A 24,206-nucleotide genomic window follows, 5' to 3' on the forward strand; every position below is an offset into this window, starting at 1 on the left:
AAAAGAATTAGAAAATGCCAAAAGCCAATAAACTCATTCGTGAAAGTAGTCCTTATTTATTACAACATGCTCATAATCCAGTTGATTGGCAGGCTTGGGGAGAAGAAGCATTAAATCAAGCCAAGAAAGAGGACAAACCTATTTTATTAAGCATAGGCTATGCTGCTTGCCATTGGTGTCATGTGATGGAACATGAAAGCTTTGAAGATGAGGAAGTAGCAAAGGTGATGAATGAGAATTATGTTTGCATCAAGTTAGACCGTGAGGAAAGACCTGATATCGATCAAATTTATATGGATGCCATTCAAAACATGGGGTTGAACGGAGGCTGGCCATTGAATATATTCTTAATGCCTAATCAGAAGCCATTTTATGGTGGCACTTATTTCCCAAAGAATAAATGGTTAGAAATTCTAGACAAGGTTGCAATGGCTTTTCAGAGTAGCAGAAGCCAACTAGATGAATCAGCTGATAAGTTTGCTCAAGCACTGAACGCACCGGATGGAGAAAAACTAAATTTAGGTGCTCTGGAAGCAGAAAAATTTGAACCACGAATATTATCTGAAGCCTATCAAAAACTGAGTTCATTTATCGATTGGGATAATGGAGGAACTTTGGGAGCTCCTAAATTTCCGATGCCTGTTATTTGGAAATTTCTATTGAAATATGCTTTTCACTCTCAAAACCCTGAGGCTAAAAAAGCATTAGAATTTACCTTAACCTCTATGGCTGATGGTGGAATCTATGATCAAGTTGGCGGAGGATTTGCCCGCTATTCTGTAGATGCGGAATGGTTTGCCCCTCACTTTGAAAAAATGCTCTACGACAATGGACAATTGATAAGTCTTTATGCTGATGCCTTTAGATTTACTAAAAACCCTTATTTCAAAGAGATATTTGAGGATAGCATAAGATTTAGCGTAAGGGAAATTATGGATTCCTACTGTAGATTCTACTCTGCTTTAGATGCTGATTCAGAAGGTGAAGAAGGGAAATTTTACACCTGGACATATTCGGAATTAAAAAAGATCTTAGGAGAGGATTCAGCCCCTGTTTTAAAATTCTATAATGCTAGCGAAAAAGGAAATTGGGAGAATGGTAGTAATATTTTATTTCGTCATAGCTCCATTGAAGATTTTTGTAAGGCAGAAAAGCTAGATCCTGATAAATATGAAGGACAATTTGATTCTGCTAAAGATCAGCTATTGCAAGCCAGGGAAGAGCGAGTGAGACCTGCTATGGATGATAAAATCCTTACCGGTTGGAATGCTTTGCAAATGAAAGGAATCTGTGATGCCTATAAAGCACATCAGGATGAAAAGTACAAAGCTATAGCCCAAGATAATTTTGTTTTCTTGAGTGAATTTGTTTGGGACGGAAATCATTTATTCCGAAGTTTTAAAAATGATCAAGCTAAAATTAAAGCCTATTTAGAGGATTATGCTCTTACAATTCAAGCCTCATTAACATTATTTGAGATTACTGCTGACTCAAATGTGTTAGATTTCGCAGAAACTTTGGCGAATTACACTATTCAAAATTTCTATGACGATAAAGAAAAACTCTTTTTCTATACTGATAAATCCAGTGAAGAGCTTATAGCAAGGAAAAAAGAAATATTTGACAATGTAATTCCTTCTTCCAATTCAGTGATGATTGAAAACCTGCATTGGCTGGGGATTCTAAAAGGAAATTCCAGTTTTACTGAAATATCAGAACAGATGTTGAAGCAAATTCAGCATTTATTAGCCCGAGAGCCTAAGTTTCTAGCGAATTATGCTTCAGCTTATGCATTAAAAGCTTATCGAAGCTACGATATTGTGATTGTTGGAAAAAAAGCCAAAGAACTTCAAAAGGAGTTATGGAGCCACTATCTGCCCAATACTTTCATTATGGCAATTCCAGAAGAAAGTGACAAACAATTGGTATGGAAAGGAAAGGAAATCATTAATACCAAAACCACTATTTACGTTTGTGAGAATAATGCTTGCCAACAGCCAGTCTACACAGTTGAAGATGCTTTAGCCCAGCTACAGAAATGAGCCAACTCAGCTTGAATACGATTGAGGAAGAAAGTTTGAGGAAAACCTATTTTGTGCAGGTTTTATTACCAGTACCTATTCCAAAAACTTTCACCTATCGTGTTCCTCAAAAATATGAGGAGAATATTCAAGTAGGGATTCGAGCCATTGTTCCTTTTGGTAAAAAGAAAATTATCACGGGTGTTATTAGTGCAATTCATCAAGAGGCACCAAATGATTATGAAGCCAAGTATTTATTGGAATTGCTTGATGAATATCCAGTTGTAAGCAGGCAACAATTCCAGCTATTTGAATGGATGGCTCAATATTATATGGCTACTGAAGGGGAAGTACTTAATGTAGGACTTCCTTCAGGTTTGAAATTAAGTAGCGAATCAAAAATCCAATTAAATCCTGCTTTTCAAATAGAGCAATCACCTTATATTTTTAGCCAAATTGAAGAAGTAGTTATAAACCTACTGAAAAAGGAAGGACTCCTCTCCTATGAGCAATTTGCTGAAATTACAAATGCCAAACAGAGCAGTATTTTAATAAAAGAATTACTCAAGAAGCAAGTGATTATGCTCATTGAGCAAGTACAAGAGCGCTACAAACCCAAAACAGAAAAGAGACTTAGATTACAGAAAGATTGGCTGGACAAAGCGCAATTGAATGAGTTAATGCAACAGCTTGATAAAAAACCCAAGCAGTTGGATGTGCTTCTAAAATATTTGCAGGAGGTGCCTGTTTTTAATGATATCAGCAAAAATGAAATAGGCGTTGCCAAAAGTATTTTTAAAGAAGAGCAATTTTCCACCTCTTCTATCAATACATTAATAAAAAATAAAATCTTTGAGGAATATGAAGTCATTACCTCTCGCTTAGACTACCTCAACAGACAGGAAAATCTTGATCATGAAATCACTTTAAGTCCTGCTCAGGAAGCCTGTAGGGATGATATCAATACAATTTTTGCAAAAAAAGATGTAGCCCTTTTGCATGGTGTTACAGGAAGTGGAAAAACAGAAATTTATCTTTCCCTCATTCGGGAAGTAATTGACAGTGGTTCTCAAGCACTATTTCTATTACCTGAAATTGCCATCACCACACAAATGATTCAGCGAGTACGCAAAATATTTGGTGATCAAGTAGGCATATACCATTCTAAATTTTCCGATGCGGAAAGAGTGGAAGTTTGGCAAGGAGTAGCAGAAGGAACTATCAATTTTGTCATAGGGGTACGCTCTTCCATTTTACTGCCCTTTAATAATCTTTCACTCATAGTGGTGGATGAAGAACATGAAAGCAGTTATAAGCAATATGATCCTGCCCCGCGCTACAATGCCAGAGATACGGCTGTAGTTTTAGCTAATATCCATAAAGCAAAATTAATTTTAGGCTCTGCAACTCCATCTTACGAAAGTTACCATAATGCCAAAACTGGTAAATACGGTCTTTCAGTTCTTACGGAAAGATATGGAGAAGGCACTATGCCAGAAATTGAAGTGGTTGATATGCGCAGGCAAAAAGCTAAAAAGTTGGTGAAAGATGATTTCAGTCACAGTTTGCTAGCAGCGCTAGAATCGGAAATGAATAAAGGCAATCAAGCCATTATTTTCCAGAATAGAAGAGGTTATGCCCCTTACCTACAATGCGAGACTTGTGGTTGGATTTCAGAGTGTGAAAACTGTTCGGTTAGCTTGACCTACCACATGCATCAGCATGAGTTAAAATGCCATTACTGTGGCTATAGGCAAAAAAGTCCAAGTGCATGTTTGAGTTGTGAATCAACAGCATTGGTGATGAAAGGATTTGGGACAGAGAAAATAGAGGATGATTTAAAACTCCATTTCCCTGATGTGAAAATCCAACGAATGGATAGGGACACAACCAGAAAGAAATATTCTTATCAACAGATAATAGAATCCTTTGAAAGTGGTGAAACCCAAATATTGATAGGTACTCAGATGGTGACTAAAGGCTTGGATTTTGAGAACGTCAGTCTAGTAGGAATCGTAGATGCCGATAGAATGATGTATTACCCTGATTTCCGAGCACATGAACGTGCATTTCAGATGATGCTTCAGGTTAGTGGAAGAGCTGGCAGAAGCCATAAAAAAGGCAAAGTATGGATACAGAGTTTTCAGGAAAACCATCCTCTATTTAACTACCTTCTCAAATATGATTATGAAGGCTTTTATGAACTACAACTTAAAGAAAGACAATCGTTTTTTTATCCTCCATTTTGCAGATTAATCAAGATTGTCCTAAAAGGTGCTCAAGCAGATTCGGTAAGAAATGGAGCCAGATTATTGCATGAATCATTGGTATCTCAGATGGGAAATCAAAGAGTATTAGCCCCACATGAGCCTATGATTGCCAAAATCCGCAATATATATCATATGGAGCTTTGGATAAAATTAGAAAAGGGTTATCCACTGGAAAGCACCAAAAGTCAAATCAAATCATCAGTTAATAAATTGCAGGAGAACAGTCAGTTCAGGAAGTTAAGGGTTGTTTTTGATGTGGATCCTCAATAAATAAGTTTATTGCTTGCCAGTATGTTGCTTACTGGGTAAAAATCATCAATTGCTTTTGGCATCATCACCGCAATAAGATTTTAAAAAATAACTATGTATTAACTGAGATAATCTTCATCCATTTGGAGAATTTAAATCGAATTATTGTTATCCTTTGAGTGAAATTGGACTTTAGAATTTAGACTAAGCGAATCACTTAATTTCAATTTCGGTATTGTACTAATGTATAGAATAGACAATATATTGACATTTGAATATAATTAAAAACAAAAAACCTTTTCCAAAGCTTTAAAACTTCAGAAAAGGTTTTTAGAAATAATTTAACAATGAATAGTGTTTATGACTATTAGTTAATTTTTTTCTTTTTATCATAAATTTTTTTTGCTCCAAAAGCTGCTCCTGCAGCAATTAAATACTCAATCCCAGTAATCGGCACAGGATTATCTGGTGGTGGCGGAGGTGGGCCTGGTTGAGCTCGCAAGACACCTACCCACATTGCTAATAATATAGTTAAGGTTAATAATTTCAATATATTCTTCATGTTTATCCCCTATTCTTCTAAAGCATTTTTTATTGCTTTATAAATCTTTTTGTTACACTTCCTTTTCCAGATTCAAATTTAATTAAGTAAGTTCCTTTAGAATATTTACTCATTTCAACTTCAGATTGAGATGAATTTATTTCAAAACTATCTATAAACTTACCTGAAATTGTAAAAATAGTAACATTTGCCGAATTTATATCATTTAATTCAATAAACATATTATCCTCTACAGGATTAGGGTATATATTTAGTGCATTATTTAAGGCATTATTAGCACTTAAGACTTCCTCATTAAACCTAAAGCTATCACTAACTTTACTACAATTCGCTTTCGTCACCCCAACAGTATAATCACCCGATTGTTTTGCTACTAAAATCTTTCCAGTTTCATTTTCTAATATCTCACCATCTAAATACCACTGGAAAGTATCACCTTCCACAGAACTTTCTAATATATTAGCTGAAACTAAGATACCTGGCTTTGCCAAATCATTTACTTCTACTGTAAAGTTAATTTTATTTACCTCACACCCATTTTCAGGAACACCTGTTAAGGTATAAGTCGTTGTCTCTTTTGGTGAAAGATTTAAAGATGAAGCTGATTCATCAGAAATTAATTCATCCCCTATATACAATTGATAACTACTCATTTCAACATTAGCAGATAGTTCTATAGATGTCGTTTCATTTAAACAAATGCTATGATTACCTACCTCATCAATTATGGCATCCATATAAAAATCAAAAGTTAAAGCTTGATTGAGCGTACCACTTTCACAATCGTCCTTTTGTGCTGCTATAACAAATTCATTTGATCCATCTATAAAATTTTGAGTTGCTAAAAAGCCTTCATATAAACTTCCATTTCCTTCGAATGACTGGATAGTATCTTGATTGTCTAATATATGATAAGTCACCCCCACTTGTGTTGATACACTAAAAGGCGCCTGATCAGCTATTTTACAAACAGATGATCCACTTACTTCATTATCATAAGTAAGCGTTTCAATTACTTGAATCTGAGCATTACCCACAGTTACTGTATCGCAACCACCAACAAATGCTTTAACATCAAAACTGTTAATTTCCTTACTTAAGAACTTATTTAGAATTTCAACCTCTAACTCCACTCCATTGCCTTCAGCAGTTGCAATAACTTCATTATTCTGATAGATAATATAATTAGCATACAAATCTGTGTTCTGAAGTCTCATTAACCCATTTTGTTCTGGACAAACATCTGTAGTTTTTACTTCTATTTGAGAAGGACCATTTTTAGATAATACTAATTCAAATCTATTGCTCCCTGTAGATGTGGGTTCATCTGTAACTTGAAAATCATATACTAGATTTTCTGTAACAATCGTTTCAGTATTTAAGTAATGATCAAGTAAAATTATTTCCTGAGAGGAGACTGTATTAATACCATTGAAATCAATGGCATAATCTACCTCTGCAACCATTTGCTCTAAATTCAATCTTACGGATCTTCCACAGTTTGAATCCATCTCTGAGGAGGCTAGTCTGTTTACTTTCACAGTATCATTATCCGCTGTAAAAGTAGAAAGTGTTTCATAAGTATTTAATAATCTTGGTGCATCATATTGGGGCTCAAAATTATCAGTAGCATTTTCATTAAAAGATACTATTGTTTTGTCATCATAATCTGGAGTTTTTAGGATGATCTCAAATCTCTCTTGTGGAGCTTGTCTTAAGTATGTAGGCGAACTTCCTTCCACCTTAGAAGCTTCAGTTGCAGTTAAAGTCACACCGTCACTTATTGCTCTTACGAAAAAACCTTGTCCTTGTGGAATTAGTTGTTGAGTACCTCCATCATAAACCTCATATCCTTCAGTATTAGGATTCCATAAATATGCAGTAGAGCCGAAAACATTACTATTACCCCATTGAGACCAATCAGTGGTGGCAGGATAAGGGTTGGAAACCATATGCCATCCAGATCCATCAGAAGTTCCGGTTCTAGAAAGTGTAGTGCTAAAATCTCCTGAAAAAATAGTACCATTCCCTTCAAGGCTTACAGGAGTTTCACCAGCATAAGTGAAAATATAATAACCTTCGCCTTCTGCGAAACCTTGAGAAACACCAGAAGTAGGGAAACCTGTATATCCGTCATTGAATACACCATTACCGGCAGCTGTTTCATCAAAACTATAAATTGAATAAGTACAGTCACTAGTTGGACAAGGGCTAGCTCCTGAAAAAGGACCTGTAACTGATAACTCATCTTGGATTTCTGATACTGTTAATCCATCCACTGGAAAGCCCAGTATATGATAACCTCTACTATCACCTCCTACGGTGTAAATTGCTCTTTGAACATTGATGTTACCCGAAATCGAAGAACCACTTGGGATTTCACCTATGAAAGCATCTTGACCTTCTATGGATCGAAGTGTCATAATACCAGATCCTGCACCATCTAAATCAAAAGTTGTACTAGCACCTACATTTATTCCATTTTCAATGGTAATACCACCCGTGTTCGTGTTATTTATAGTGCCTCCTGTTAAATTTAAAGTATAAACACTAAATGGACTTGTTCCAGCAATAGAACGAATTCCTGTTCCATTCATATTAATGATACCATCATTATCATTGAAAGTACCATTATTAGTTAATCCGCCTGAAATATTAAGCGTTGCGGGAGCATTGAAAGTCCCATCAACCTGAATATTAGCAAAAGTAGGAACAGTACCTGAGATAGACGTAGTCCCTCCAAAAATTACTGTTCCTCCGTTTGCATTAAAGCTTCCTGAATTATCTATATCGCCATTAATTGTTAAAGCCTGAGATGAATTGGCTGTAACAGCACCACTACCACCAATTGTTAAATTGTTAACTGTAACAGGATTAGTACCACCTAATTGAGAAGTCGCATTAATAGTCAAAGTACCTGCACTACTATTTAAAGTACCATTATTGGTAATATCTCCGTTTACATTTAAACTTGTTGCTGGATTGAATGTTCCATTGACCGTAATATCACCAAAAGTTGGCGTATTCGAACCCGATAAATTAGTGGTTCCATCAAATGTGATGGTGGCATCAGCTAAAGTAGAGCCAGCATTTGAAACCAAATCACCATTTAAAGAAATGGTATTGGTTCCGGCATTAAAAATACCATTTGTAAAAGTAAGAGTACCATTTACCGTAAAATCAGTCTGAATATCTATATTGCCAGTCCCATCCTTTTGTAGATTGGCAATTGCTGTTGGATCAGTAGAAAGTTCTGCTCCTGAATTAATAGTTACATCATTATTATATAATAGGTTGTAAGTGCCATTAGCCGTTAATTCATTTGTCAAAACACCACTAGATTGCCTTTCAACATTACCTCCATCGGCAATGCTAATAGCAGATCCCGTTAATTCCCCGGAAAACAAATTTATATTACTAGCAGTAAACCCTGAGCCCCCAACATCGAATGTTGATGAAGCACGATTTAGGGTAATTGTATTAATATCGCCAGAGAAAGAAGCTGGACTTGGCAATGCTCCTGTACCATTTATTATCAAAGAAGCGGCTGCATCAGAAACTAAGCTTCCGGCTGTCCTAGCATATGGACCACTTAATGTAAAAGTATTACCATTTAAGATAAGATTACCTGCAGTTTGATCAAATGTACCATTGATTAATAAATCTCCACCTAGCGTTACTGTGCCAGAAGAGGTTCTATTAATGGTAAAATCTCTTAATTCTTGAGTTCCTACAAAGCCCAAAGTACCAAAAGCACCACTTCCACCAATAGTTAAATCTGATAATGAGCCACCCGAAAGCCCGCCATTAGTGGTCGAAACATCACCATTTAAAGTTAAATGGTTTCCATCACCAATATTTAAAGTCCCCTCTGTAAGTGCTAATGTTCTACCAGACTCTATAATAACATCAGAACTCATATTAACTCCTCCACCAGTATTATTGATAGTTAAGTTTACACCAGATGCAGGGAAGCCATTTCCTAAAGATTGAGCTGTTGTTCCACTATATTCTATAGTAGCTCCATTATTATAGGTTCTAGTGCCAGAAACTCTAATTGCACCTGTTGTCGTACCTGTAGTAATACCATCTGCATTGGCTGTAATTAAAGTAGAACCGGCACCGATTTCAAAAGTGCCTGAACCTGTTAGAGCATAGTTTGCCACATCTAATGAGGTACTATTGGATATCCTGAAATTAATCCCATTAGTAAATGAACTTCCTGTATTAGCATAATTCTGCAAAATCCCGCCTCTGAAATCTATCCTTCCAATTGCTGAAGAATTTTTTGTAAAGGTTCCAGCTGACGCGGTAAAATCATTTAAAATATTTAGAGTGCCATTACCGCTGATATTATTTGGCAGGTTAAAATTCACATTTCCTGAATTGCTCTTTGTAAAATTACCATTAACATTAAAAACACCTGTACCCACAGCAGTTATAAAAAATGCTGCTGAAGAATTAATATTTACATTACCTAAAACTTCCATTATGAAGTTATCGGAAAATGACAAAGCAACCGAAGATGAATTTAATATTTCGAAATCACCATCTACAGTGCAAGAATTAGATGTTGCGGCATTTTCCCCTAAAGCAATTAATTTGCCATTGGTATTTCTAAAAATCAAGTTGCCATTTACATCATTTAAAGCTCCATTAAAAACCAGCGTCCCCCCCCCCTGTGATGGATTATTCCATTCAAAATTATAAAATGACTGATTTAAATTAGAAACCACAGTAGATGAACCAGTTATTAAGCAAGTACTACCAATATTCCACATTGCCGTTGGAATAGCACCACCATTAATTCGGTGATCGTAAACTGCGTTATCATTGAAAGTTAAATTGTTTGATGTAGGGCTAGATATTTCACCATTATTATTTATGCGACCGTTTGAATTAACGACTACGTAACCATCACTACCTCCGAAGAATGGATCTCCTGTTTCAATTTGCAAATCATTATCTGCTCCTTGAGCCACAGTCAAAGTTCCTTCAATAAATAAATAACCATCTCCTTGCACTAAAAGTTGATCGGCTGTGATAGCATTTCCTAGCTGAATCGTTACTTCATCAAAGGCAAGAATAGTGATTTGACCAGAGGAACTTGAAGGAATATTGGAAGTATTATCCCAACTACTTCCAGTCCATTCTTCCCAAGTATCCGAATCATTCCAGTTCCCCGACTGCCTAGTTTGAAAATCACCAACACTCTGCCCAAACCCTGCACTAACAACCCCAACAAAAAATAATATCGAAAGTAAAAATCTTTTCATATCAAATATTTTAAAATCAACTGATTTAGAATAGCCCCTATTCACCAGTTTCATTTAGTTTAATTAACAAAAATACAAACATATTTACACAATAGGTAAGTAACCAACTACAAAATCTTACATTTTATCGAAAAATACTGAAAAACTGGTACTACCCACCTGTAAATCTATCAGAAGACGTTGGAAACTTAGAAAGAGTTGGAATGGTTCAGGGTTAATGATGAATTAATTATTTGGTGTGCTTATGTGCTGATTGTACAGTTCATATACAGTTGCCAATACAAAAAAGCAAACATATTGAATTGGACACTTTTACAAAATCACCTCTCATCGGACCTGGGTCTGCTCACCTAACTATACAGCGGAGGTCATACGATAGTCAGACCGGCCACGGTTTAAAAGCAAACTATCCTGGCTGTTTCCTCAAATCACAGCCATGTATCTAAAAATGTCCGATCTTCGGTCCTGACATTTCTGCGTGCTTTAAGAAAACAGTTCATCCTTCTTCCTACTATCCTCTTCTATAATAAAACCGGTCTGACCTGCGGTACTGACCTAAGTTTGTGCTACCCATCCAACATCCATCACACATCATCCAGCTCAACCTTTTCCTCTTTGGATAAAAATTAAGATATTAGCATTTCCTAAATTTTTTAGACTAAAAACAGCAATACAACATGACTTATAAAGCCAACAATCCAGCACTCAAAAGCTGGGTAGAAGTAGCAAAAGATTCAGACTTCCCCATTCAAAATCTTCCTTACGGGATTTTTTCAACCCAAGGAAAATCACCAAGAGCCGGAGTGGCCATAGGTGATTATATTTTGGATTTAACTGAAATACAATCTGCTCAATTGTTTAAGGAAATAGAGCTGCCTGAAAGAATTTTTGATAGACCCGTTTTAAATGATTTCATGGAGTTGGGAAAGGAAGTTACCGTTCCTGTTCGAGAAAGAATTTCTGAACTTCTACAGCATGACAATCAGGAGCTTCAGGGTAATGATCAATTAAGAAAACATGCTTTAATTCCTCAATCGGAAGCTACTATGCATTTGCCTATCCGTGTAGGCGACTATACTGATTTCTATTCTTCTGAATCACATGCTACAAATGTGGGCACCATGTTCCGTGATCCTGATAATGCCTTATTGCCTAATTGGAAACATATTCCCGTAGGTTATCACGGAAGGGCTTCTTCTATTGTAATATCAGGAACACCCTTGCATCGTCCAAAAGGACAAACCATTGCGCCTGATGCCAAAAATCCAGATTTTGGACCCGCTAAATTGGTGGATTTTGAATTGGAAATGGCCTTTATAACCTGTGGTGGCAATACTTTAGGAGACGCCATACCAACCAAAGAAGCCGAAAAGCATATTTTTGGATTTACACTATTTAATGATTGGTCTGCAAGAGATATTCAAAAATGGGAATATGTGCCATTAGGCCCATTTTTAGCTAAGAATTTTGGTTCTTCTATGTCGCCTTGGATAGTAACTTTTGAAGCATTAGAACCTTTCAGAATTCCTGGCCCTAAGCAAGAACCAGAAGTATTGCCCTATTTGAAATTTGCAGGAGATTATCATTTTGATATTGATTTGCAAGTGGGAATCCAACCAAAAGATTCAGAAGAAAAAGTCGTGACCAATTCCAATTTCAAGTATATGTATTGGAATGTAGTACAGCAATTAGCACATCATACAGTCAACGGTTGCAACATAAATACAGGAGATGTATATGCTTCAGGTACTATCAGTGGAAATGATCCTTCTGCTTATGGCTCCATGTTGGAATTAAGTTGGAAAGGAACAAAACCTATCCAAATGCCGGATGGAACTGAAAGAAAATTTATCAATGACCATGATACGGTCATTATGCGTGGTCATGGTGAAAAAGATGGGGTTAGAATTGGCTTCGGTGAGGTGATAACTGAGCTTCTACCAACTAAATAACAGCCAGTTTAACCACAAAGTTGCACTGAGACTTACACTAAGAAAACAAAGTAAAGCCTAAGGCTTTTGATTTAACTACAAAGGCAAGACAACACAAAGTAAAAACTTAAGTTGACTTTAAATAAATCATAATCTTGGAATTCTAACATTAATTATTCTTTGTTTAAACTTTGTTACTCAGTGGCTTTGTGGTTAATAATCTTCAGCTTTAGCTGAGTATCTTTGTGTTTCTTTGTGCCTCTGTGGTTAGTAATCTTCAGATTTAGCTGAAACCCATTTCCTTTTTGCGGTTAGTTTCAGCTTTTTTATTTCTTTTTGCTACCATAAAAAGCCTTGAATTACTTAATTTTGCGAGCAAATATCATTTTGAATAAATTTTAATCACATATATGTCACTGGCAACAAAATATAATCCTTCGGATATTGAAGATAAATGGTACAAACACTGGATGGAACAGAAGTTCTTTGCTTCTAAGCCTGATCCAAAAAAGGAGCCTTATACCATCGTAATCCCTCCTCCCAATGTAACGGGTGTCTTGCACATGGGACATATGATGAATAATACCATTCAGGATGTACTAATCCGAAGAGCCAGAATGCAAGGAAAAGAAGCTTGCTGGGTTCCAGGTATGGACCAGTGCCTCTATTGCTACGGAAGCCAAAGTGGTGAACATGCTAAAGGAAAAAGGCATCAATAAAAATGAAATCAGCCGTGATGAGTTCATGAAGCATGCCTGGGAATGGAAAGAGAAATATGGTGGCATCATTTTGCAGCAGCTTAAAAAACTAGGAGCTTCTTGCGATTGGGACAGAGAACGCTTCACCATGGAAGAAGATATGTCTGCAGCTGTGATTGAGGTTTTTGTGGATTTATATAAAAAAGGATATATCTACAGAGGAACTCGCATGGTTAACTGGGACCCTGAAGGACAAACCGCTTTGGCTGATGATGAGGTTAATTTCAAAGAAGTTCAAGGTAAAATGTATCACATCCGATATCAAATTGAAGGCAGTGATGATCATTTAATAATTGCTACGACCAGACCAGAAACTATCATGGCGGATGCAGCAATTTGTATTAATCCTAATGATGAGCGTTTCCAGCATTTGAAAGGCAAAAAAGCTATTATTCCATTAATCGATAAAGCCATTCCGATTATTGAAGATGATTATGTGGACATGGAATTTGGAACAGGTTGCTTAAAAGTAACTCCTGCCCATGACATTAATGACCATGAAATTGGTTTGCGTCATAACCTGGAAGTAATTGATATCATTGATGATAATGGTAAACTGAATGATAAAGCGCAGATTCTAGTTGGAGAGGATAGATTTGTTGCTAGAAAGAAGATTGCTAAGCTCTTAAAGGAAAAAGACCAATTAGAAAAAGAAGAAGACTACACAAATAATGTTGGTCACTCTGAAAGGACTAATGCAGTGATTGAGCCAAAGCTTTCAACTCAGTGGTTTGTGAGAATGGAAGAATTGGTAAAGCCAGCTTATGAAAACGTCATGAACGACAATATCAAGCTGATTCCACCTAAATTCAAAAACACCTACAAACATTGGATGGAAAATGTAAGGGATTGGTGTATTTCCCGTCAGCTATGGTGGGGACAAAGAATTCCTGCTTATTTCATGCCCAATGGTGATTTTGTGGTGGCTCAAAATGCCGAGGAAGCATTGGCTTTGGCTAAAGAAAAAACCGGTGACCATAACTTAAAAGCGGACGATTTAAATCAGGATGAAGATGTTTTAGACACTTGGTTTAGCTCTTGGTTGTGGCCAATTTCTGTTTTTGATGGCTTTAAAGACCCAGACAATGAAGATTTTAATTACTACTATCCTACCAATGATTTGGTAACTGGGCCAGATATTTTATTCTTCTGGGTAGCTAGAATGATCATTGCCGGTTACGAATTCAAAGGAGAGCTTCCATTTAAGAATGTATATTTGACCGGAATCGTTCGTGACGATAAAGGCAGAAAAATGTCCAAGCAATTAGGTAATTCTCCTGATGCTTTAGGCTTGATTGATAAGCATGGTGCTGATGGAGTGAGAGTTGGTTTATTGCTTTCAGCTGCTGCAGGAAATGATTTATTATTCGAAGAGAAACTTTGTGAGCAAGGTTGGAATTTCGGTAATAAAATCTGGAATGCTTATCGATTAGTAGAAGGACTGGAAGTGAAAGAAAAGGACACTCCAATTGAAGCCATGAAAGCCCGTGATTGGTTTGAAGCTCGTTTTCAAGATGCCTTGAGGGAAATCAACGACCATTTCAGCAAATTCAGGATCTCTGATGCTTTAATGGCTACCTACAAATTGATATGGGATGATTTCTGTTCTTATTATCTAGAATTGGTAAAGCCGCCTTATGGAGAAGCCATAGACAAAGATACTTATGAGGCTACCATCACATTCTTTGAAGATATATTGACAATTCTACATCCATTTATGCCATTCCTAACAGAAGAAATTTGGCATCAAATTACTGATAGAGAAGAGAAAGATTGTGTAATCGTGAATCATTGGCCGATAGAGAAAGATTATGATAAAGCCATTTTACATGATGCAAAAGTAGCCTTTGAGTTGGTTTCCCAAATCAGAAATATCAGAGCTTCTAAAGGCATTTCGCCTAAAGAAGCCCTGACATTGCATGTGAAAACCAAGAGTGAAATGATTTATCAGGAATATATTTCCGTGATTGATAAATTGGCTAATATAGATGAATTGGCTTTCACCAATGATAAAATAGATCAAGCAGTTAGCTTTTTCATAGGTTCAGATGAATGTTTCATTCCAATGGAGGGTGCAATAGATGTAGAAAAAGAGAAAGAGGAAATCCAGAAGGAATTGGATTATACGAAAGGCTTTTTACAAAGCGTGAAAAAGAAATTGGAAAATGAGCGCTTCGTAAACAATGCTCCTGCTCAGGTAGTGGAGATGGAAAAGAAAAAGCAAGCCGATGCTGAAGCCAAGATTAAGACTTTGGAGGAAAGTTTGAAGAATTTGGGCTAAGATTTGAAGATGTATGCTAGCCTCTGGCTAGTGGAAACTACTGCCGCCTCAGGCGGACTTTAGCTATGAAACATCCTCTTTTGTTCCTAAAAGCAAGCTGTTGCATTCCGTGCCAGAGGCACCCAGTAATGATCACCAGCAAGATGCTGGCAATAGTTGCAGATATTTTGATTAAATGAAATCTTTGTATATTGATTACTGTTTTAGAATAAAAAAAAGATTTATGAAAACTCAATTTATAACAGATGATAAGGGTCAAAAGCAAGCAATCATCCTTCCTATAGCTGAATATGAAAAATTAATGGAAGAGCTTGAAGAATTAGAAGACATTAAGCTGTATGACAAAGTCAAGTCAAATAAGGAAGAGTATATCTCTTTTGATGATTTTCTAAAATCTAGAAAAGTAAAATAAAGGGATGAGTATAAAATCATCATATCCAAAACTGCTCAAAAAAAATTAAACAAATTACCTGATCAAATTTCAGATCTTCTTATAAAAGCCATTCTTTCTCTAGCCCAAAACCCTAAACCTCAAGGATACATAAAATTAAAAGGTAGAGATGCATTCAGGATCAGAAAAGGTGATTATAGAATAATCTATGAAGTTAATGACAATATTTTAACTATTACAGTCATTGCAGTAGGACATAGAAAAGATATTTACAAGATATAAATAATTCCGCCTGCCTCTGGCTGGTAGAAACTACTACCGCCTCAGGCGGGTTTTAGCAATAAAATGCCCCTTTTGTTCCTAAAACAAGCTGTTGTATTCCGTGCCTGAGGCACCAAGTAATTATCACCAGCAAGATGCTGGCGATAGGATCTATAGGATGTTATTCTAATATAGAAACTTCCGCTAGCGTAATGTCGATAAATTAAGCTTTTTTATAAGATCCTCTTTTTTTAATTTAATGTTCTTCGGATTAAGTAAGCACCTTATATTTTTCTTCTTTTAGTCCTGAAAGGACGACATATCATAACACAGGGTGTAGCCCTGTGATAATACAAGCGAGCTCTAGAGCCCTGAAAGGGCGAAATATTACGCCCTTTCAGGGCTCTTTTATCTTGCTTTTTTAGGTAGGGCTTCACCCTACCTTATGATATTTCAGCCCTTCGGGCCTATATTAATTACAAATTGTAAGCAGTTAAATTGTTACATTTAACTGGAAAAGATGTTAAGCTTTCATATTCTTAATCCGTAATTTATCTTCCGCTTTTCAAGGTATTATTTCTTAACTTAACTAGTTTGTCTGCTAGGTTCCCGCAAGTGGAAAATACTATCACCTCTCTACAAATTTCAGATGTAACACTTATCACTTTAACAATCACTTTTTCTTCTTACCTTTGCCAAAATGAAAAGAATTTTCGGCATAGCGCTTATTAGTTTGTCAGTAAGCATTTTACTGTTGCATAGCTTTGCGCCTCATCATCACAGCACTGATGGGTTTAATTTGAAGGAAATTCTTCAAAAAGAGCCTGTTAAATCTCCTATAGATTTACTCAAAGTCGGTTTTCACCTTAATTTAGGTGCTAATCATCTTGAGAATTTTCAGAAAAGTAAATCTGTAATTGCAGAGAAAAAAGCAGTAGCTAAAATACAAGTTAGAGCACAGGATTTAATCTTTAATGTTTTAAAACCTAATTTAGCTCAAACAACAGAAAATCAATCACTTTTTCCACCAAGAACCATTGGTGCAATTCAAATTCAATTCAATAATTCCTTTACTTACAGAGGACCTCCCCTATTTGCTTAAGAAATCGATTAATCTATTTCAAAATCTTAAGTAAATGACATTTTCATGTTTCAAAAAATTATTTCTTTCTCCATAAAGAACAAATTAATTGTGTTCTTTGGAGTAATCGCCTTAATTGGGGGCGGTATTTATTCAATGGGGCAGCTCTCCATCAATGCTGTTCCAGACATTACCAATAATCAAGTACAGGTAGTGACGGTAAGTCCATCTTTATCTGCACAGGAAGTGGAGCAATTTATCACCTACCCCATCGAAATATCCATGGCGAATATCCCGATGGTGGAAGAGATACGCTCGATTTCAAAATACGGACTTTCGGTAGTTACCATTGTTTTTAAGGAAAGCGTTCCTGTTCTGGATACTCGGCAATATGTGCAAGAGCAAATCACTATTGTGAGTGATGAAATTCCATCTAAATTAGGAGCTCCAGAATTGATGCCGATCACCACAGGATTGGGTGAAATCTATCAATACACTTTAGAAGTGGATGAAGAACATCAAGGAGAATATTCCGCCATGGAACTCCGAACTATTCAGGATTGGATAGTGAAAAGACAGCTATCTGGTATAAAAGGGATAGTAGAAGTGAGTTCCTTTGGTGGCTATCTAAAGCAATATGAGGTGGCAGTCAATCCCACTTTGATGGCTCAGCATAAAGTGAGTTTTCAAGAAATTATTGAAGCCCTAAATGCCAATAATGAAAATTCTGGGGGCAGTTATATCGAAAAGAATCAGAATGCTTATTACGTAAGAACGGAAGGCATGATGATGAATCTGGATGACATCCGAAACACCTTATTAAAGCATGACGAAAAAGCGCCTGTTTTAATAAAGGATATTGGGACGGTACAATTTGGAAATGCCAAAAGGTTTGGCGCCATGACCAAAGACGGAAAAGGCGAGGCTGTTGGTGGTATCACCTTGATGTTAAAAGGAGCTAATTCATCAGAAACGCTGGAATTGGTCAACGAAAGAGTGGCGGAAGTACAGAAATCACTGCCCGAAGGCGTAAAAATTAAGCCATATCTAGACAGATCTGATTTAGTAGGCAGAGCAATCAATACCGTAAAAACCAATTTGTTGGAGGGCGGTGTAATTGTAATTTTGGTACTTATTCTCCTTTTGGGAAATTTCAGAGCAGGTTTGATTGTGGCTTCCATTATTCCGCTATCCTTGCTATTTGCTTTCATCATGATGAACATTTTTGATGTGTCAGCCAACCTGATGTCGCTGGGAGCCATCGATTTCGGAATAGTAGTGGATGGTGCTGTGATTATAGTAGAAAGCATTCTGCATATTCTCTTCACTGTCCATATAGGTAAGCAATTGAGCCAATCGGAAATGGATGATATTGTCATTGATGCTTCACAAAAAATCTACAAATCTGCTGCTTTTGGAGTCTTGATTATTTTGGTGGTATTTCTACCTATATTATCCCTTACAGGTATAGAAGGTAAAACTTTTAGACCTATGGCACAGACTGTTAGCTTTGCCATTTTGGGCGCCATGATTCTTTCTATGACTTATGTGCCTATGATGACGGCTCTATTTCTCAAGAAAAACATAAAAGAAAGAGTCACTTTCGCTGATAAAGTGATGAGCAAATTAAAAGCAGCCTATAAACCGGTTTTAAATTCTTCCCTACGGAATCCAAAGGTCACAATTTCTTTATCAGTGATTTTATTAGCTGCAGCTCTATTTATCTTTAGTAGAATGGGATCTGAATTTATTCCACAGCTGGAAGAAGGAGATCTAGCCATGCAGATGACACTTCCTCCAGGTTCTTCATTAGAACAAAGTATAGCTACAAGCACCAAAGCTGAACGCATTTTACTGGATAATTTCCCGGAAGTAGAATCTGTGGTATCAAAAATTGGTACTGCTGAAGTACCGACAGATCCTATGTCGATTGAATTGGCAGATATCATGATCATTCTAAAACCAAAAGACGAATGGACAACTGCTGAAGATCGATTTGATTTAATTGAAAAAATGGAGGAGAAATTGGCAGTTATCCCAACGGCAATTTTTGAATTTACTCAACCGATTCAATTAAGGTTTAACGAATTGATTACGGGAGCTAAATCGGATATAGCGGTTAAAATTTATGGTGAAGACTTAGCTAAACTGGCAGATTACGGAAATCAGGCAGCAGAAATAATAAAAGAAGTGCCTGGTGCTGCTGATGTGAAGGTAGAACAGACAGAAGGATTAGCACAGTGGGTGATTAGCTATAATAGAAAAAAAGCAGCTCAGTATGGTGTTTCCATAGAAGAATTGAACAGTATCATTAGAGCAGCTTATGCTGGTGAAAATGCAGGATTCATATTTGAGGGAGAGCGTAAATTTGAACTGGTGGTCAGATTAAAAGAATCCTTTAGAAATTCTATTGATTTGGATAAGCTCACCATTAAAAGTCAAAGTGGTCAATTGATTCCTTTATCAGAAGTCGCTAAATGGGAATACCAAGAAGGTCCTCTACAGATTTCAAGAGATGATACTCGCAGAAGAGTGGTGGTCGGAACCAATGTAAGAGATCGCGATATAGCGGGACTAGTGGCAGAAATCGAATCCAATCTGGATAGCTAATTAAAAATGGAGCCTGGCTATTCTATTAAATACGGTGGACAGTTTGAAACCTTAGAAAAAGCAAGGAATAGATTAGCCATAGCTGTGCCAGTTGCCCTATTATTGATTTTCATCTTGCTCTATTTTGCATTCGGAAAAGTAAAATATGCTTTATTAATCTATTCAGCCGTTCCGCTTTCCGCCATTGGTGGAGTGTTGGCATTGTGGATTAGAGATATGCCATTTAGTATTTCTGCCGGAGTTGGCTTTATCGCTCTTTTTGGTGTGGCCGTATTGAATGGAATTGTACTCATCAGTCATTTAAATGATTTGAAAAATGAAAAAGACATGGATTTACTGCAACTTATTAAAACAGGAAGTACGGATAGATTAAGACCTGTTATCATGACTGCTTTAGTGGCTTCTTTAGGATTTCTACCAATGGCGCTATCCACTTCAAGTGGTGCTGAAGTACAGAAACCTTTAGCTTCCGTAGTGATTGGCGGTTTGATCACTGCTACTTTCTTGACCTTAGTTGTATTGCCTTCTTTGTATTATCTCATGAATAAAAATAAGGGGAAATCATCTTCTAAACTGATTCCAATTGCATTGCTGATGCTTTTTAGTTTCTTAGGATTCAATCAAAATGCTAATGCTCAAGATCAAAATAAGGAGCCTGAAGCATTGAGTTTGATGATACAAAATGCAATGGAGCAAAATCCTCAAATACAGAATGCTAAGTTGAGAATAGAGCAAGCTGAAAGTTTTAAAACTCAATCTTTTGAAATACCCTCAACTAATATCAATTACCAAAGAGGACAGTTAGATGGGCCTGAGATTGATTACAGCTGGAATGTTCAACAGTCATTTGGAAACATCCCAGCAAATTTCAGAAGGCAAAAAATGGCAAGTGCTCAGATTGAATTAGCTCAACAGGAATATCATTTAACCAAAAAGGAAATTTCAAGTGAGATTCGAAAAGCCTGGAATGAATGGACTTTCAGTTTGAAACAAGTTGATTTTTTAGAAGAACAAGCTAAACTCTTAAAGAAAAGCATGGAGCAGGCTGAGGAAATGGTCGAAAAAGGTGAAAGCGGAAAACTGGAAACATTAAGTCTATCCGGTCAATTAATGAGCATTGAAAATGAATTAATCAAAAGCCGTAAAATGCTCAATGATAATATTCAAGCATTAAAGCAATTATGCTTTTGCGATCAATTGCCTGATTCTGCTAGAGACTACAGCCGTTTCGAATGGACTTTTTCATTAGATTCTTTGACTTTAGACCCTGCTTTTACGCAAAGGAACGAGCAACAGCTTTTAGCTGCAGAGACCAATATCAAAGTGGGTAAAGCTCAGTATTTTCCAAATGCTTATATCGGCTATGTGAACCAAAGTTTGCAAAATGTAACGGGTTATCAGAGCGTACAAGTAGGCATTAGCATTCCCATTGTTTACAATGGAGTAAAAGGAAAGATTGAGGAATTGAAAATCGAAAAGGACATTCAAGAATCCACTTTGGATTGGGAAAATAATGAAAGGAATCAAAGGCTGATAAGCGCTAAAAATGACTATGAAAATTATAATGCGCTCATTGATAAAAGCACTTCCATGATGGAAGAACTGGATGATTTGGAATCATCATCGGCTGAAGCACTCCAAATTGGAGAACTGAACTTTTATGAATTTGTGCAGAATTTAACAGCACTTTACAACATTCAAAAAACCAATTTGGAACTCCAAAAAGAGATCGCCAATATTTCAATTGAACTACAATATTTAACTCAAGAAAAATGAAAATCATCAATATAATTATCCTAACATCCTTACTCGCTTTTGTGGCTTGTAGTGGAAAAGAACAAAATACTGTTGAAGAACAGGAAGAGAATAAAAATGAAATATCCTTAACGGAAGATCAGGTGAAAAACACCAATTTGAAAGTAGGGAAATTAGAAAAGGCACCCTTAGATAAAAAACTTACAACCATAGGTGAATTAGCCGTTGCTCCTAAAGATATAGCGGAATTACATCTGGTTCATCATGCTTTTATAGAAGGGACTGAGATTTTGCCTGGTGAGAAAGTGAAAAAAGGACAGGTCTTGGCTACTTTCTCCCACCCTGATATTCTCACTCTGCAAAGTAATTATCTCGCATCAGTCAATAACCTAAAGAGATTGGAAGCAGATTATAATAGGAAGAAAAGTCTGGTAGAGAACCAATCCATCTCCCTAAAAAGCTTTCAAGAAGCTGAGGCTAATTATTTTGAAGCTAAAGTAAGTACGGATAGCAAAAAAAGCATGCTTCAAAAGTTAGGAATTAATGCTGCAAGCTTACAAAAAGGGAATTTACAGAATGTTTTAAGCTTAAGAGCACCATTCAGCGGTGTAATCACAGAAGTGAATATCAGCAAAGGCATGCTGGTTGAGCCTAGTCAAAGTCTTTTTGAGTTAGTAAATTTGGATGAAATGCATTTGGAATTTAATGTGTTCCCTAAAGATGTAGATCAATTGAAAGAAGGACAAAGCGTAAGTTTTAAACTTCCGGAAGGAAAACAGTGGTATGAAAGTACACTCCATTTCATCAATAAAAAAGTGAGCGATAATAGTGTTTTGGCACATGCGGATTTACCGAAAACTGTAAATCTTCCTTTAGGCGCACAATTGGAAGTTCAGGTGCATATAAAAACCGACAGCTTATTGCTAATGCCAAAAAAGGGAATCCTGAAGCAAGGAGATCAAATTTTTATTTTTGAGGAAATTTCTAAAGGCAACTATAAAAAATTGGAAGTAAAAGCTTTAGATGAAAATGAGGATTATATTGGGATTAATTCTGAAGATTTGGCTCAGAACAAAAATTATGTGGTGGATGGTGCTTATTATTTGAATGAATGATAAGCGGTCTATCGGATATAAAGAATTGAGATTCAAGGCTGTAATATCCGTCTAGAATCTCATATCTTTTTGTATAGAATTTGCCAGTTCAAACGCCTGATTAAGTAGGGACAAATGAGAACAGGAAAACCTATATTTCTTGCACTGAGGATCAATTATTCTCAACACTATATTCCGTGCGTCATCCCTGTGAAGACAGGGATCTTGTCCTATTGAAACGAAGTTTCAATACTCTTATCCTAGAAAAGGCATAGAGGGATTAATAGGTGATTAGATTCTATTCTCGCTTTTTTAAATATTTTAACCTTTGGTTAAAATCAATAGATTCCTTTCTTCAAAGGAATGACGTTCTAATTTACTTTTGTGGTTTACAAAAGAAATTTACAGGCTTGAACCAAATTGGTTTGATTTTACAGCAGAGCTGTTGCTAGCACGCTAACAACAGTCTCAGATTCAGAAATCAAGTCTTAATTTAATAATCTTGATTCTAGATATTAGTCTCTAGATTCTGCGGAAACTAAATATGTCCAAGCTACAATCCTACTTGTCTTATTTCCATGACTCATCTCAATAGTTTCAATCTCCTTAGCTCCAGCCTGTTTGATGGCTTCATAGATGCGTTTTAGATTAGAGGATTTGGAAACTAAGCTTGTAAACCAACGAACCGAATGCGAGTGATACTTGCTTTGGACCGCCATATTCGTAATAAACTTTAATTCTCCTCCTTCAGTCCATAATTCGTTGCTTTTACCACCAAAATTTAAAGTGGGCTTCTCTCCTTTCCTGAATTTTTTGAGGTTTTTCAGCTTTCTAGTCGTGCTTTTTTCCGCTTCTTCAGCTGAAGCATGAAATGGTGGATTGCAAATACTCACATCATAGTATTCATGCTTTTTAACAATACCTTTGAATATATCGGTGGACTTGTACTGCTTCCTTATTTCGATTTTATCCTTTAAGGAAGGATTCTCAGTAATAATTTTTTCTGCTGAAGCAAAGGCTTTTGGGTCAATTTCTGAGCCTACAAAATTCCAGCCGAATTGCTGTGAACCCAAAACAGGATAAATACAACTGGCTCCCGTTCCGATATCCAGGCACCTTATTAAATCGCCTTTTACCTCCACTCCTTTTCGATTTTTAGTCAGAAATTCATCTATATGAAATAAATAATCTGCCCTTCCGGGTATGGGCGGACATAAATATCCATCAGGAATATCCCAATACTTCAAATCATAATGCTGCAATAATAGTGCTTTATTCAAAGCCTTCACTGCCTTAGGATCAGCAAAATCAATAGTTTGACTATCATACTGATTCGTGAAAATAAAAGCCTCTAATTCAGGAAGCGTTTTGGCTAAACTTTCCAGATCATATCTTTTATTAAAAGGATTATTGGGGTGCAAGCTGGACTTTTGTGGAGAGGGCATTTTTAATATTTAGGATTCTGAGGCAAAGATAGGCTTAATTTTGAAGAGACTTATAGAAATTGGTTTTAGAATTCAGTTTAAATGTATAATAGATTCTGTATTGTAAACTAAGAAATCTTCAATAAATGCAGCTACAATATTTAATCTTTGCTGCTCAATTTATTTTAGTCTAATGATTTTGTTCGAAGCGTCATTCCCACGAGGGTGGGAATCTATTGATT

The 24,206-nt window shown here is 36.3% G+C and carries 11 protein-coding genes and 2 pseudogenes; 10 read left to right on the top strand and 3 right to left on the bottom strand.

The annotated features are described in order from the left end of the window. The first annotated feature begins 14 nt into the window (after positions 1-14). Together ABWH96_RS14160 and priA are read left to right on the top strand one after the other, a co-directional pair. Positions 15-2,042: a thioredoxin domain-containing protein gene (locus tag ABWH96_RS14160; RefSeq protein WP_375578173.1), complete on the top strand. Its 2,028-nt coding sequence runs from the start codon at positions 15-17 to the stop codon at positions 2,040-2,042. Next, a complete protein-coding gene (gene priA, locus ABWH96_RS14165; RefSeq protein ID WP_375578174.1) occupies positions 2,039-4,561 on the top strand; it encodes a primosomal protein N' in 2,523 nt (840 codons plus the stop codon). The genes ABWH96_RS14160 and priA overlap by 4 nt, the downstream gene beginning before the upstream one ends. A 346-nt stretch (positions 4,562-4,907) precedes the next feature. On the opposite strand, the gene ABWH96_RS14170 is transcribed toward priA, so the two are convergent. Both ABWH96_RS14170 and ABWH96_RS14175 read right to left on the bottom strand, forming a co-directional pair. After that, positions 4,908-5,102, bottom strand: coding sequence for a hypothetical protein (locus tag ABWH96_RS14170; RefSeq protein ID WP_375578175.1), 195 nt, complete (start codon positions 5,100-5,102; stop codon positions 4,908-4,910). 29 nt (positions 5,103-5,131) lie between these two features. Then, positions 5,132-10,378, bottom strand: coding sequence for a T9SS type A sorting domain-containing protein (locus ABWH96_RS14175; protein ID WP_375578176.1), 5,247 nt, complete (start codon positions 10,376-10,378; stop codon positions 5,132-5,134). A gap of 677 nt (positions 10,379-11,055) precedes the next feature. On the opposite strand from ABWH96_RS14175, the gene fahA reads away from it, so the two are divergent. The 8 genes and pseudogenes from fahA (at position 11,056) to ABWH96_RS14215 (ending at position 22,561) form a co-directional block, all read left to right on the top strand. Further along, positions 11,056-12,330: a fumarylacetoacetase gene (gene fahA / locus ABWH96_RS14180; protein ID WP_375578177.1), complete on the top strand. Its 1,275-nt coding sequence runs from the start codon at positions 11,056-11,058 to the stop codon at positions 12,328-12,330. Positions 12,331-12,719: 389 nt separating this feature from the next. After that, positions 12,720-15,348: pseudogene (locus ABWH96_RS14185) on the top strand (valine--tRNA ligase). Between the two features lie 223 nt (positions 15,349-15,571). Continuing rightward, positions 15,572-15,760: a hypothetical protein gene (locus ABWH96_RS14190; RefSeq protein ID WP_375578178.1), complete on the top strand. Its 189-nt coding sequence runs from the start codon at positions 15,572-15,574 to the stop codon at positions 15,758-15,760. Positions 15,761-15,826: 66 nt separating this feature from the next. After that, the gene (locus ABWH96_RS14195; protein ID WP_375581488.1) at positions 15,827-16,021 is read left to right on the top strand and encodes a type II toxin-antitoxin system RelE/ParE family toxin; all 195 of its coding nucleotides are present in this window, start codon (positions 15,827-15,829) and stop codon (positions 16,019-16,021) included. 679 nt (positions 16,022-16,700) lie between these two features. After that, the gene (locus ABWH96_RS14200) at positions 16,701-17,102 is read left to right on the top strand and encodes a hypothetical protein (protein WP_375578179.1); all 402 of its coding nucleotides are present in this window, start codon (positions 16,701-16,703) and stop codon (positions 17,100-17,102) included. Positions 17,103-17,147: 45 nt separating this feature from the next. Then, positions 17,148-20,813: pseudogene (locus tag ABWH96_RS14205) on the top strand (CusA/CzcA family heavy metal efflux RND transporter); the annotation flags it as partial. Positions 20,814-20,837: 24 nt separating this feature from the next. Next, positions 20,838-21,467 (top strand): TolC family protein, encoded by a 630-nt coding sequence (locus tag ABWH96_RS14210; RefSeq protein WP_375581489.1) that lies wholly within the window; start codon positions 20,838-20,840, stop codon positions 21,465-21,467. After that, positions 21,464-22,561, top strand: a complete 1,098-nt coding sequence (locus ABWH96_RS14215; protein ID WP_375578180.1) for an efflux RND transporter periplasmic adaptor subunit — start codon at positions 21,464-21,466, stop codon at positions 22,559-22,561. The genes ABWH96_RS14210 and ABWH96_RS14215 overlap by 4 nt, the downstream gene beginning before the upstream one ends. Positions 22,562-23,055: 494 nt before the next feature. On the opposite strand, the gene rlmF is transcribed toward ABWH96_RS14215, so the two are convergent. Next, on the bottom strand, positions 23,056-23,985 hold the full coding sequence (gene rlmF / locus ABWH96_RS14220) for a 23S rRNA (adenine(1618)-N(6))-methyltransferase RlmF (protein WP_375578181.1): 930 nt from the start codon (positions 23,983-23,985) through the stop codon (positions 23,056-23,058). Positions 23,986-24,206: the final 221 nt, after the last annotated feature.

The organism is Marivirga tractuosa, from assembly GCF_042140215.1.
Taxonomy (GTDB): domain Bacteria; phylum Bacteroidota; class Bacteroidia; order Cytophagales; family Cyclobacteriaceae; genus Marivirga; species Marivirga tractuosa_A.